Source organism: Longimicrobiales bacterium (assembly GCA_029245345.1).
Classification (GTDB): Bacteria; Gemmatimonadota; Gemmatimonadetes; order Longimicrobiales; family Gaopeijiaceae; genus CALFPJ01.
Window position 1 is genome coordinate 90486 of the sequence record JAQWPM010000015.1, and the last position, 12797, is coordinate 103282.

The following is a 12797-nucleotide window of genomic DNA, read 5'->3' on the forward strand; positions in this document are numbered from 1 at the left end:
TCATCTAGGCCCTGGAAGTCTTCTGCCCTACCCCATCAACCACCCATCCCACTCACCAGGTCTGGATTTCCTGCTTGGATCTGATACGCCCAGTCGAAGATCATGAGCGCTGAGTCGTTCTGATCGTACCCCAGTAGCTCGACCCGCAGCACACCGTAGTGCGTGGCACCGTCGTCCCCGATGACGCGCAGCACATAACTCATCTGCGTTTCCAGGAACTGATCTGAACTCACGTAGCCCGAGCCCGGAGCGCTAGTTACATCGGAGCAACCCGCGTCCGCCGCGACCTGGCACTTGAGCGCCGTCGTCTCGAATCCGGTCGGGTAGACTCCGGTCCCGGGACCCGGTACGAGCCACCACCCGGCCTGGTCGACTTCGAGTCGAAAATGCCGATCCGACGATGTCCCGCTCATGACCGGATTTGTGTCCTCGCTCTCTTGGAACCGGAAGCCTGAAGACGCTGGCTCCCCGAAGAAGTCGAACACCCACTCGCCGTGGTAGTCCGGGCGAGGCGTGCCCTGAGCGACAAGACTCTCGAGTCCTTCATGGCCGTCCGAGTCCACGGCACGCACGAAGTACCACGACGTTTCGCCGTTCACGGCGAGCAAGTCCAGGAATCCTTCAGAATCGGTCTCACCGAGCAGAAAATCTGTCTCGTTCCCGGCGTCCTGGTAGACTCGGTAGAACGCGAAGTCACTCGACGAACGGGACATCTGGTCCCAGCTCAGGTAGATGGCGTTGTCGAGTGCAATCACACTGACAACACCGGGTGGGGGCGGCCCCTCAGCGACGGGCACGGATACGTCAACCGAATAGTCGGTCGCCGTCTCGATGTCGTTGTAGTAGTCGTACGCTGACACGTAATACTCGTAGGTCTCCCCTCCGAGCACGTTCGCGTCCTCATATGTACAAGAGCCCCCAGTACAGCTGGTGATCTCGGCAATCAAGAAATAGTCGGAGTCCGTGACACGCCGGGAATAGACTCGGAAGGACTCACCGTCCCACCCCGATCCGAGTTCCCACCCCACCGTAACCACACCCCCGTAGTAGCTCGCCACGAGGTCGCGAGGGGCCGCAGGCCCTTCGTCGATCAGCACGAAATAGTCGTCTTCGCAGGCGGCTAGCGCCAAAACCATCAGTAGAGATCCCATCACCGCGCGTCTCATCGTCCCTTCCTCCATCGACCCTGGGGGCGGCTCCGCCCCGTTCTCGTGTCGACCAGAACATATGCACAGGGCATACCAAACTGTAAGTTGTTGTGATCCAACAGCTTAAGTAAGATTCAAGTAGGAAAAGTGTCACCCAGAGAGGACGCATCGAGACAACGTGTGAAGACACTTCGAGCGAACGGGGTCCGCTTCAAAAGAGCGTCCTTACCGGCGCCTGCTGGACGGGAGTCCAACATCGAGATTGCGCTGCTGGTAGTCGAACTTGAGGTCCGAATTGTCGATCAGGCTCACTTCGAACCGGAACGACCAGTTCCCTGTCGCGGTCTGCAGGAAATCGAAGTTGGCCTGCCAACGGTGCAGGTCTCGGGTGAGGCGAATCGTATGGTCATTGAACGCATTCCGTTCCAGGTCATACGCGGTCCGCCAGCTCACGTCCCACATCTCCGTGGGTCGAAGCGTGACGGTGCCCGTCAGCATCTGATTTACGAGAGCCCCTTCCCCACGCGGGCGTTGCAGCGCGTATGAGAAATTGGCGTTCCACCCTCCGCCCGACCCTTGAGCGCGAGGCGCGCGTGGCTCTCGCCGCCCCCCGGGCACGATCGAGGACTCATCGGTCGGGCCCATGGCCTCGAACGGGTCCACATCCTGGAGTTCCTCGTCGTCCTGTTGGTCGGCGGGGCTTTCCTCTTCGTCGGTCCCCAGGAATCCGAGCCAGCGGAAGATCTGTGAGTTGGAACTGAGCGCGAACGAGAAATTTACCTGCGCCAGATGAGGGGCAAAAACCCTCGGCGCTTCGCCTTCGGCCGGTGTTTCATCAAAGAGTTCGTGGTCGACAGAAATCGAGAGTCCTCGGAGGTAGTCCGACGAGATCTGGTTGGAGAGACGGGTCGTCTCGAAGCCGGACAGGAAACTCCCAATAGAATCGGCTTGTACGAAGTCATATCGGACGACGCTTGTGCGGAGGGCGAGGAGACTAATTGGCGGGGAGGTCACCAGCTGTGCAGGGCCGGACGCAGTGTCCGCCACCAGCGACGCTGAGTCGGCCTCAGCCCGTTCCACGGCAGCCGCCATAATGGAGTCCGCGACAGCGATCGTGTCTGCCGCCGCCACAGTGCTGTCTGGCTCCTCCGGCTTCCGTTTCGCCTCCCACGTCTGATTGATCGTCACAGCAACCGCGTTCTTCGGCTGGAGTGCGCGTACCCCGAACACGTCGCGTTGCAGTTGGGTGGGGGCGCTCTCCGGACTCCAGTCCCAAGTGATCGACGGTGAGATCTTGTGACGGATCGCCTCGAAGCCGAGCACGTTGTTCCGGATGCCGTACAGGTCACCCTTGAGCGTAGCCCCAAACGACACGCGCATGGGAGCTGACACGAAGTCCCTCGCGAGTAACGAAGTATCGGCTCTCTCCATACTCCCGGAAATGGAGAGGCGCGGCGTGAACGTAGTCGACCCAATGATCTGTTTCTGGTAGTCGAGCGATGCGTTCCACGTCAGGTCGGCTTGAGCGATGTCGGTCGCCGGCGAGCCGATGATGAGGTCCATGGGGCTGGCCGAGTCACCCAGCATGAGGAGCGCGTCGGGCACACCCATTGTCGTGCGCTCCGTCAACTTCACCGACTGGGCGAACGAAAAACTACCGAGACTCAAACTGCTGCGAGCTGCGCTCGTCATGTTCGCTGTATTGGCCCCCGAGAAATCGAACTCGGTCGGCTGCACCTTGTCCACGGTGCGTCGGGTCAGGTTGGCGCTCCCCGACCACGTCATGTTGTTGTAGAACCGACCGCGAGTCGACGATGCTGGGAAGAGCGTGATCGTAGACAGCGATAGGTTCGCGGAAGGAAGCGTCCACTCCGTGCGGTCGTCTGACAGATACTGCTTGCGATTGGCGCCCAAAGAGAGTGACCCCCAATCGAAGCGACGGTTGATGCCACCCTCTGAATCGATGGACTGGGTAACCTCGGCGGGGTTGAACGAATTCTCTCGTACGAAGTCGTTGCTCGACGCATATCGACCGGAGATCCGCAACTGAGTCCGCTCGTCGATGTCCCAATTGTGACGCGTGTCGAGCGCGAGTTCGCTCGAGCCGTCCTGCCGCCAATACCTGCGGAAGTTCAGGTCACCGTCCAGAAACTGCTTGTTGAATTTGTACCGCACAGAACTCGTCAAGCTGAGGAAGTTGTCACTGAACCAGTCCATGGCCACAAGAGCGTCCGAGTAATCGCCCATGGCCCAGTAGAATCCGATGTTGCTTACCCTGCGCCTGTAGCCGCCGGAAGTCCGCACGATATCGTTGACGCTGAAACGTGGCGTCAGGATCCCCGATGCGCGCCCTTGGGAGAGGCTCTGAGCAATGAAAGGGAGCCAGACCACTGGGACATCCGCGAAGTAGAGCCGGACCGGGCGCGCGACCAAAACACTCCCGCCGATGATCTTGATCTGGTCGGTTTCAAAGTGGTAGTGCGGCTCTTCGAGTTCGCACGACGTGAACCGGGCGTGCGACATGAACGAAGAGTCCGGAGCCGCATAGGGCATGTCGCCGGTCACGTTCCATCGCCCGCCGCCTTCACTGAACGACGTCGACGCGTCGAACGCGGATCCACGTTGTTCCTCGATGTCATAGATCAGGCTCACGGACTCCACGGGGTCCTGGTCCGGCGGCGTGAACGTGGTCATCCCGGTCGTGATGAGACGTCCGCTCGCATCATTGAAGGTGATCGTCGAATCGGCCTCCACGTTCATGCCTTCACGGCTAACTCGGGCCCGACTGCCATCCGCCGCAGTGAGAACGAGGATCCGCTGGGCCGCATCGAAGTTCGCCGTCTCGGACTGATACTCAGTCAACGTAAAGCCTGGCATCCCGAAGAGGGCAGCCGTGATGGAATCGCCCCCTCCCCCACTCGGTCGTCTGCCTTGAAGCGCATCTTCGAGACGAACAGAGTCCTGCACGAACAGGATGCTGTCATACCCGGGTGGACGGCCCAAGCGCTGAAGGCGCTCCATCACCTTGAGTCGCGCCGAGTCGACTTGTTCCTGAGCACCTAGAGGGCCTATTGCAGCCGCGAGCGCTAAGCCCGCGACAAGAAGAGCGTTACTCCTCATGCCTCGGCGGCTCACTGACCTCTACGGACCCCGTCGGCGGCGTCGGGTCAGGCTCGAGCTCCTTTTCAAGCTCCTCACGGCGCTTGTCCTTGGCGCGATAGATGATCACGGAAAGCCAGATGCCCAGCTCGTACAAGAAGACGAGAGGGATCATCATCATCACGGTGAGGACGAGTACGTCACCGGGCGTGATGACACTGGCCAAGATCGTGATTCCTACGATCGCGTGCCGGCGCTTGCTGCGCAGGAACTTCGGCGTCACAAGCCCGATGACGCTCAGGATCATGATGACGATAGGGAGCTCGAACACCGCTCCGAACGCCAAGAGCATCTTCACGATCCAACCCAATGTCTTGTTGATCTCGAGTTGCGCATTCAAGGATTCAGCTTGGAACGCCTTGAAGAACTCGAGCGTGACAGGCACCGCCGCGAAGTAGGCGAGGGCCATGCCACCAACGAACAGGACCATTCCCAGATAAAGCGCCGGCACGATGGCTCGCTTCTCTCGCTTCTCCAGTGCGGGCGATAGGAACGACCACACGTGGTAGGCGAGGATGGGGAACGCCATGATGACGCCCGTATAGATCCCGAGCTTCAGCGTAACAAAGAACGCATCGCCTGGCGCGAGATACTGGAGCTTCAAATCGGGGTCATCGTAGACGACGCGAATTGGATCTACGAGGAGTTCCAAGACATTGAATCGCCACACGAGCCAGAATCCGAAAATGGCCGCGATGATGATCGAGAGCACAGACCAGAGAATGCGCCAACGAAGCTCCTCGAGGTGATCGAGGAACGGCATTTCTCCGCGGATTTGGCGTATAGGTGACATCTATGGGGTCGGCAGATCAGAACAGCAATTCGACCTGGTTCTTGCGGAGCTCTTCACGCTCCTGAGCCGCGGTCATCTCATCGACGAACTCTTGGAACTCACCGGCGTCTTGGAAGTTCCGGTACACGGACGCGAAGCGGACATACGCCACACGATCCATTGGACTGAGGAGTTCCATCACCAGAGCGCCCAACTGAACACTGGGCACTTCGAGCCCGGCCTGCCGGGAGAGTCCGTCCTCAATATCGTCCACGAGCGCTTCCATTTGTGAGGCCGACACCGGCCTCTTCGCACAAGCGATCTTCACACTACTGAGGAGTTTCGTGCGGTCGAAGTCCTCTACCGCACCCGAACGTTTGAGCACCTGAATGGGCCGCTCTTCAACGTATTCATAGGTCGTGAATCGGGCATCACAGACGGTGCACTCACGACGGCGGCGAACCGCACGTCCACCTCGGCTCGCCCGCGTGTCGACCACACGGTTCTCCGTGGCATCGCACTGCGGGCAACGCATGCGTCAGCCTCCCTGTTTAGAGTACCCGGAATGCGTCCGATTCTTCATCGGATCTCGGCGAGCTTCTCCGCAGCGATTTCGGCGATCAAAGCATCCGGGTACGTGTTGATGACACGCTCCAAGAGGTCGATCGCCTCATCGTCATCGTCCCGTTCGAGATGGATCAGCGCCATACGATAGAGTGCATCGGGCACTCTCTCAGCCGTCGGGTGGCGTGTCTGGACCTCGCCGAACGCTGCCAGCGCCTCGTCCAACTCCCCTTGTTCCTTGAGCACGTGCGCGAGGTTGAACTGAGCATCCGGCGCCAACTCGTGATTCGGGTGGCTTCGCAGGAACTCCTCGAACGCCATGCGCGCGGTTGTCATCGAGCCGCGATTCATTTGATCGCGTGCGGTCTCGTATAACTGGTCGGCGTTTCCGCCACCAGGCGCAGTCCCACCGACCACCGCGGACGAGTCCGAAACAGGGCCGCGAGACACGGCCTGCGTCTGCGTCCGCATGTTCGAAACCTGATCGCGTATGCTACGAATACCACGCTGGTTCTCGCCAGCCAGAGCTTCTATCTGGTTGAGGCTCTCCCCGATCAAGCGCAGCTGGCGCGTGATGTCACCCCGAAAGTCGAAGATCTGATTCGACTGGGTGCGAAGCGTGTCCTGCGTGGAGATGGCCTGCATACGCAACTGATACAGCACGGAGTCTTGACGCGCGGAAAGCGCGATGAGCTCTGTCTGGAGATTCCGAATGTCGCCCTTGGTGGCGCAGCCACCGAGCGCAACGAGGGCGGCCATCGCAAAGATTGCGCGAGCCGCCGGATACCTGACTCTGTCAGTCATCATATACATGGACCCCTCCCCGGTTGTCCCGGGGGAGGGGTCCCGCAAGGGTCATGCCGCTAGTTGCCCGGGTTGATCGCGCTCGAGCCTGCGGTGATCTCGAACTCGGCCCGACGGTTCTGCGACCAAGCCATCTCACTCGAGGATCGGTTTGACGGGCGCTCTTCACCGTACGAAACGATGGAGAACCTGCTGGCCGGCAGTCCGGAGTCGGTCAGGTAGTCCCGAATCGCCGCGGCCCGGCTGGTGCCAAGCGCGAGGTTGTATTCGGTCGATCCACGCTCATCCGCGTGACCAGCAATACGGATCTGGACCTGAGGACTGGCGCGCAGGATCGCGACTTTCTGACGCAGAAGGCTCTGCTGATCCATACGGATCGCCGACTCGTCATAGTCAAAGAGGACCCGCTCCATGAGCGTGGTGCGTGCGGCGGCCGCGGCTGCACGCTCGGCAGCTGCTGCTGCACGCTCGGCTGCTGCTGCTGCTGCAGCTTCACGCGCCATACGCTCGGCATTGGCTACGGAGTCACGGTACGCCTGAAGTGAGTCCTGATCAGCCGTAGGCGGCTCAGGCATCGGGGGTGGGTCACCCTTACAGGCTCCCACGGCTAGTGTGGCGGCCAAGACCGCTACGGCAAAACGACGGACGATCATCCCTGCTCCCGGGTAGAACGAACTTTAGTTCTCAATATGAGCGACGCCCACAGGCAAACTAGGACGTCGCAACGAAGGTAATGCGCTTTCCAACCTTGGAAAGGCCTTTAGGCATATAGGCCAAAACCCGAGCGAGCGCAACGCCGATCAGTTGATCGTACCCACCGACGGGGACCAGTCTGGAACGCCGACCCGCCTGCCCGCCAAGAGAGGCCGGAGGCGGCCGGAGGCCACGTCCACCACGAAGAGGCCAAAGCCCCAGCGCCGCTCACCCACGAATACGATGTGACGCCCGTCCGGAGCCCAGCTGGGGTCTTCATTAGTGCCTTCCCATGTCAATTGGCGCAGGCGACGACCATCGTTGGCCATGTCTGCCACCAGAATGTGGTACGTCCCGCGGCGAATTCGGCCATGGAATGCCACAAAATCCCCCTCCGGCGACCAGTCCGGTGACGTGTAGTAGCCGCGCCCCCCGTATTCGAACGGTGACAGCGTCTCCGCCTCACCGCCTGCCGAGGGCATCAACATGATCTGGGGCACAGAGGAGCCGAAACGATTGGTCTGAAACGCCATCCAGTCGCCGTCTGGCGAATACGACGGTGACAGGTCGTAGTGGTTGCCACCGGTCAGGAACTCCAGGCAGCAGTCCCGCCCAACGTTGTATGTGAAGATTCCGCTGCGCGCGTTACCGGTCACCGAGAACGCCAGCGTCTGGCCGTCCGGGTGGTAGGCAGGCGTCATGTAATCGCCACCGCCTCTCACGTCCGGCAGCTGTGTCTCCGCGCCGGTGGCGAGGTCCAGCTGGTAGATCCGCCAGTCACCGGACTTCATGGAATTGAAGGCGATCTTCTTAGCGTCTGGCGACCAAACCGGTGACAACAAGAGATTTCTATAGTTCGTCACCTTGCGAAGGTTCTCACCGTCGGAGTCGATGACGTAGACATCTTTGTTGTAGTCGTTGTCCAACATCGTGAACGCGATGCGCGTCGCCGCCATGCCCGGGTCGCCCGTGGCCCAGCGTACGACTTCGTCCGAGATACGATGCACCGCCATGCGGAAATCGTCGTCCGAAGGATCCGGGAGCCGAAAGCGCCCTCTCTCCTTCGCCTGCCCGTAGATCACATCGTGGAGCTCCACGATGAGCACGTAGCCGTCACCTGCGCCTTCGACCTGGGCGGTCACGAGCCATACCGCACCAAGGCGATCCCAGAGCCTGTAGTCCACGACATCGCCCACGAGGCCGGCCGGTAGGGAGTCCATCACCTCGAAACGATCCGAGTTGCGCATGTCACGCCCGATGATGGCCTCTACTTCAGGGGCCAAGCCCCCACCGCCGAACCGTCCCGTGAACGGTTGGATGGCCAATGCCGGCTGCGGCTGGTTCTCGTAGACCAACCCCAAACTCACACCCGGAATCGATTCTTCCTCCTGGGCTGAGACGAGAGCCGCCGTTGAGAGGAGACCCACGACCAACGCGGCTCCACCTCTCATTCCCTTCCACACGTTCATGCTCATGATACTTCGCCTCGCGGCTCGAACTTGAATTGGATCGGGAGTCGCTCGTATGGCAGGTCGTCGGGGAGAGGTCCGAATCTCCCTCGACCGGCACATTCAACGGCGCCCAAGGCACTGAAATCGAAATCTGAGTTTCCTGAACGACCGACAAAGTCCATGTCAGTCACGGAGCCGTCGCGTTCGATGTAGAAGAACACTGTCGTCATCAAATTGCGGCCCTGTGGAGGCCGGAAGCAGTTCTGGATCTGTCGGATGATGTTGCCGTAGTATGCCGGGTAGTCGCGGCGAACGCCTTCCATTCGGACGTTGATGTCCTCTCCGGACTCCGTCGCGTCTTCCACGGGCTCTTCGGTGGTTGTCGCCGGTGTCGGGTCGTCCGCCACTTCAGTAACCGGGTCCGTTTCTGGCTCGGGAGGGTCTTCGGGCGGGTCCTCCTGCTCGATCGTGACCTCCTCCTCAGGCTCTGGTGCCGGAAGCTCAGGCTTGGGCGGAGTCGGATCGGGCGTCTCGACGGTCATTTCCTCGACGGCCGGGGCGAATTCCTCAGCCTGCTGGGTCGGCGGCGGCGAAACCAACTCGATCTCGTACGTGATGAACTCCATTTGCGGCGTGCTGCCCAACGAGGTCACCCAGGCCACCAACAGGAGCGTGACATGAAACGCCGCGGACGCAAGAGCGCTCTGGCGGTCGAAGGGATCGTGCCGTCGGGACATCTAAATCAGTTCCCCGGGTACGGCACGGCGACGATCGACCAATTGATGCCACTGTTCTGCGCACTCGCCATCGCGCGCACGACGGGTCCGAACGGCGCGAGCGAGTCCCCGCGGATATACACACGCTCGATGGTGCCTGCTCCCAGGAGCTGGCCCAATCCGCTCTGCAACGCTTCAGCCGTCACGACGGTCTCCTCCATGTAGATCGTCCCGTCCGCAGCCACCGTGATGAAGAACGGCTCGTCCTGCGAGGTGAGCGGCTGGACATCGGCCTCCGGGATCGACACTTCGATCCCACCTTGCATGATCGGTGCCGTGATGATGAAAATGACGAGCAGCGTGAACGCGACGTCAACCAGGCTCGTGACGCTGATCTCCGCGTTGAGGGGGAGATCTGCGCGGCCACCGCGCATCCGGCGGCGGGTGCCGAGGGACACTAGACGCGGCTTTCCCTAGCGAGCGTCCCAATGAACTCGCTGGAGAAACCTTCCAGCTCACCGCTGACCAGATTCAGCTGGGACACGAAGTGGTTGTATGCGATCACCGCCGGAATGGCGACAAAGAGGCCCGCCACCGTCGTGATGAGCGCCTGACCCACACCCGGAGCCACGGCCATGATGTTGCTGCCGCCCGCGGACGTGATGTTGAGGAAGACGTTCATGATTCCGATCACCGTTCCCATCAACCCGAGAAGTGGCGACACAGAGCCGATGATGGCCAGCCATTGAACGCCTTGAGCCAACTCGTCCCGCTCCTCCGCCTCTGATTTCTCCAGCACCAGCCTCAGGGCCTCCAGCTGCATCAGGGACAGACCTGGAGCGTTCTGAGAACCTTCACGCAGTGCTCCAGGGCGAAGTTCGCTGAAGAAGTTCACTCCCTGACGAAAGACCCGTCCGTACGGGGACTCCGGCAACGACAGGATCGCCTTGTATGCATCCTCGAGACGCTGCGCCCGCTCCATATGCTCCAAGAACTCATCACCTTGGAGGCGCACTTCTCGGAACTGCTTCCACTTCTGGTAGATGATGTAAGCAGACACGCACGAAGCCGACGCGAGAAGGAGCAGAATGAGCTTCGTGGAGATCGTTCCCCCGAAGATCATGCCCATCACGGATGTCGGCGCTCTAGTTTGGAGAAGCAGCACGGCAGGCGTCATTCAGAGGCTCCAGCAGCCTGATTTTTGATATGTGTGTATGTAGCGTGCAAGCCTTGTTCCAAAGAATGGGCAGGAGCCCATCCATGAGACCGGAGCTTGGCCGTATTGAGCGTGCTGTGTCGCAACTCACCGGGGCGCTCGTCTTCATGTTTGCGGCCCGGTGACACACCGGCGACAGACTCGAGAGCGTCCGCGAGACCGACGACGCTCGTCCCGACGTTCGTGCCCACATTGAAGGCGCGGTCGTCGAGCGCCTTAGACTCCGACAATTCCATCTCGGATACGAGCATGTTCGCTGCCACGACGTCACCCACGTACACGTAGTCTCGGGTTTGTTCGCCGTCGCCGAAAATGGTGAGGCCTCGGTTTTTTAGGAGCCGGGTCGAGAAGATCGCTACTACACCCGCCTCACCATGTGGATCCTGGCGCGGGCCATACACATTCGAGTAGCGCATGGCTGCGTAGTCGATTCCTCGAATATGCCGGTAATAGTCCAGGTAGAACTCGCCCGCCAGCTTCGTGACCCCATAAGGAGAAAGGGGTGACTTGGGGGCGGTTTCAGGCGTCGGGATCTCCTGTGGCTCGCCGTACACGACGCCCCCGCTGCTCACAAAAATAAAGCGTTGCGTCCCTATCTCAATCGCCGCTTCGGTCAGGTTCAAGAGCCCCATTACGTTGATTGATGCGTCTTTGGCAGGATCAGAGACCGAGATCCGAACATCGATCTGCGCGGCGTGGTGGTTCACGAGATCGAAGCGGAACTCCCGAAAGAGGTTGCGCACGCCTTCGGCGTCTCGGATGTCCAACTCCACGAACGATGCCCCGTCGGGGACATTGTCCAGCTTGCCCGACGAGAGATTGTCGACAATCCAGACGTCATACCCCTTCGCCAGATACGCCTCGGAGATGTGGCTGCCAATAAAACCTGCCCCGCCGGTCACCAGCACCCGCTTCTTCATTTCGCTCATAAGCTCATCATCAACGAAAAGTCCCCACCGGACGAAGCCGGTAGAAACTCTGATTCTGCAGAGGAGATGCGAGGGGCGAAGAGCCTCGTCGCGTCAAACGTCATCGCATCTTCTTGGTGAGGCGCACCACAACGCCCTGTTCGAACACCGGGCTCGCGATATGCACAACCCGTGCAGCGGCCATGCCGGCCTGAGCACCCACCACCTGTAGGCGTCCTTGTGCAGCGTCCGTGTCGACTTGGTTGAACAACGTGAATTCATCACCCAGCCCGACGTTGTCCTCACTACCAACATCGAGGAAAACGATGTGACCAAGATCTTGGAGAATGGCCCGGTTTGCAGTGCCGATCACCATGGCCAGCGCACCATTCGACACGGGCTGAGCGTACTCACCCGCTTCGAAGTCGTACTCCGGCAACGGAGCAATGAACTGACCTGGGACGATACGACCGTATTCCTTCACGATCACACCGATGATCCCATCTTCGACGATCTCAGACACGTTGATCACACCCGTCGGGACGACGACTCGGCCGACGTCCTCGATGGTCCGGGTCACCGCGAAGACCTGAAGCTGGTCGCCCACCCGGGCCGCCGTCTCCATGGCCACATGAACACGAGCGTGTCCGCGAACGGTGGCGTCACGGGTCCGGCCACTAGCTTCGCCGGTCAGGGTTCCCGTATGCCAAGGATCCCCTTCGAATCCCGTCAGGCGGGGAGACGAATAGACCTGATCACGTGGCACAGCGATGTGATCGGACTCGACGCCGCGTATCACACCGGCACGAGCAACAGCTGTATCCTGGAAGAAGATCGTCCGGATATCTAAGCCGTCCCCAGTCGGTTGGGGCTCCGGCTCAGGCTCGGCCGGCGCTACATGCTCAGTCACCGGAGCCTCAGGCGCTCTCCCAGGTATGACCAGAACCTGACCCGGCTCGATGAGATTCGGATCGTCGATTTGTGCCTGATTTGCTTCCCAGATCCGACGCCAGTCGAATGGGTCCCCATAGTAGGTCGCCGACAGGTCCCAAAGTGTGTTGCCGTCCACGACGGTATGGGTCCCCTGCGCCTGCTGGGCGAGGGCAATTTCAGGCAGAATTAGAAATGCGAGAACTGCCGCTGCCGAGCGGGCCATATGCGCTCCTTCGGCAAGTAGTACGGGGCTTTTCGCCCGGTGAATACTTGCCCAAGATATTCACCATTACCGTCTGAGGTCAACGCGTTTTTTCAAGTTGACTTCAAATGTTTCCCTGACGCATCGAGTCGAAGAAGCCGGGACTAGGCCGGCGCGCAGGCGGAATCCTGAGTCCGGAAGGGGTTTCTGATACCGGATACAGGCACCCGG

General features: G+C 60.4%; 12 protein-coding genes. All 12 read right to left on the reverse strand.

Features of this window, described 5'->3' with window-relative positions; translation table 11 throughout:
* Positions 1-35 precede the first annotated feature (35 nt).
* Positions 36-1166, reverse strand: a complete 1131-nt coding sequence (locus tag P8L30_08410) for a hypothetical protein (protein MDG2240211.1) — start codon at positions 1164-1166, stop codon at positions 36-38.
* 207 nt (positions 1167-1373) lie between these two features.
* Positions 1374-4268, reverse strand: a complete 2895-nt coding sequence (locus tag P8L30_08415; protein MDG2240212.1) for a putative LPS assembly protein LptD — start codon at positions 4266-4268, stop codon at positions 1374-1376.
* Positions 4258-5100, reverse strand: a complete 843-nt coding sequence (gene tatC / locus P8L30_08420) for a twin-arginine translocase subunit TatC (GenBank protein ID MDG2240213.1) — start codon at positions 5098-5100, stop codon at positions 4258-4260. Before tatC ends, P8L30_08415 begins: the two co-directional genes overlap by 11 nt.
* Positions 5101-5116: 16 nt before the next feature.
* On the reverse strand, positions 5117-5614 hold the full coding sequence (nrdR, locus tag P8L30_08425; protein MDG2240214.1) for a transcriptional regulator NrdR: 498 nt from the start codon (positions 5612-5614) through the stop codon (positions 5117-5119).
* Between the two features lie 44 nt (positions 5615-5658).
* Positions 5659-6456, reverse strand: a complete 798-nt coding sequence (locus P8L30_08430; GenBank protein ID MDG2240215.1) for a tetratricopeptide repeat protein — start codon at positions 6454-6456, stop codon at positions 5659-5661.
* A 50-nt stretch (positions 6457-6506) separates the two neighbouring features.
* Entirely contained in the window at positions 6507-7100 is a 594-nt protein-coding gene (locus tag P8L30_08435; protein MDG2240216.1) for an OmpA family protein, read from the reverse strand.
* Positions 7101-7247: 147 nt separating this feature from the next.
* Positions 7248-8615 carry a hypothetical protein gene (locus tag P8L30_08440; protein ID MDG2240217.1) on the reverse strand — a complete coding sequence of 456 codons (1368 nt, stop codon included), beginning with the start codon at positions 8613-8615 and terminating at the stop codon, positions 7248-7250.
* Positions 8612-9328, reverse strand: coding sequence for a TonB C-terminal domain-containing protein (locus P8L30_08445; protein MDG2240218.1), 717 nt, complete (start codon positions 9326-9328; stop codon positions 8612-8614). The genes P8L30_08440 and P8L30_08445 overlap by 4 nt, the downstream gene beginning before the upstream one ends.
* Positions 9329-9333: 5 nt before the next feature.
* Positions 9334-9765 carry a biopolymer transporter ExbD gene (locus P8L30_08450; protein ID MDG2240219.1) on the reverse strand — a complete coding sequence of 144 codons (432 nt, stop codon included), beginning with the start codon at positions 9763-9765 and terminating at the stop codon, positions 9334-9336.
* Positions 9765-10484 carry a MotA/TolQ/ExbB proton channel family protein gene (locus tag P8L30_08455; protein ID MDG2240220.1) on the reverse strand — a complete coding sequence of 240 codons (720 nt, stop codon included), beginning with the start codon at positions 10482-10484 and terminating at the stop codon, positions 9765-9767. The genes P8L30_08450 and P8L30_08455 overlap by 1 nt, the downstream gene beginning before the upstream one ends.
* Complete coding sequence (locus P8L30_08460) at positions 10481-11452, reverse strand: NAD-dependent epimerase/dehydratase family protein (GenBank protein MDG2240221.1); 972 nt, start codon at positions 11450-11452, stop codon at positions 10481-10483. Before P8L30_08460 ends, P8L30_08455 begins: the two co-directional genes overlap by 4 nt.
* A gap of 100 nt (positions 11453-11552) precedes the next feature.
* Entirely contained in the window at positions 11553-12587 is a 1035-nt protein-coding gene (locus P8L30_08465; protein ID MDG2240222.1) for a LysM peptidoglycan-binding domain-containing protein, read from the reverse strand.
* Between the last annotated feature and the right edge of the window lie 210 nt (positions 12588-12797).

Bases quoted from the DNA above. Each gene is read 5' to 3' on its own strand.
- P8L30_08415 (MDG2240212.1), bottom strand. From the start codon at position 4,268: ATGAGGAGTAACGCTCTTCTTGTCGCGGGCTTAGCGCTCGCGGCTGCA.
- P8L30_08435 (MDG2240216.1), bottom strand. From the start codon at position 7,100: ATGATCGTCCGTCGTTTTGCCGTAGCGGTCTTGGCCGCCACACTAGCC.
- P8L30_08410 (MDG2240211.1), bottom strand. From the start codon at position 1,166: ATGAGACGCGCGGTGATGGGATCTCTACTGATGGTTTTGGCGCTAGCC.
- tatC (MDG2240213.1), bottom strand. From the start codon at position 5,100: ATGTCACCTATACGCCAAATCCGCGGAGAAATGCCGTTCCTCGATCAC.
- P8L30_08455 (MDG2240220.1), bottom strand. From the start codon at position 10,484: ATGACGCCTGCCGTGCTGCTTCTCCAAACTAGAGCGCCGACATCCGTG.
- P8L30_08460 (MDG2240221.1), bottom strand. From the start codon at position 11,452: ATGAGCGAAATGAAGAAGCGGGTGCTGGTGACCGGCGGGGCAGGTTTT.
- P8L30_08465 (MDG2240222.1), bottom strand. From the start codon at position 12,587: ATGGCCCGCTCGGCAGCGGCAGTTCTCGCATTTCTAATTCTGCCTGAA.
- P8L30_08445 (MDG2240218.1), bottom strand. From the start codon at position 9,328: ATGTCCCGACGGCACGATCCCTTCGACCGCCAGAGCGCTCTTGCGTCC.
- P8L30_08440 (MDG2240217.1), bottom strand. From the start codon at position 8,615: ATGAGCATGAACGTGTGGAAGGGAATGAGAGGTGGAGCCGCGTTGGTC.
- nrdR (MDG2240214.1), bottom strand. From the start codon at position 5,614: ATGCGTTGCCCGCAGTGCGATGCCACGGAGAACCGTGTGGTCGACACG.
- P8L30_08430 (MDG2240215.1), bottom strand. From the start codon at position 6,456: ATGTATATGATGACTGACAGAGTCAGGTATCCGGCGGCTCGCGCAATC.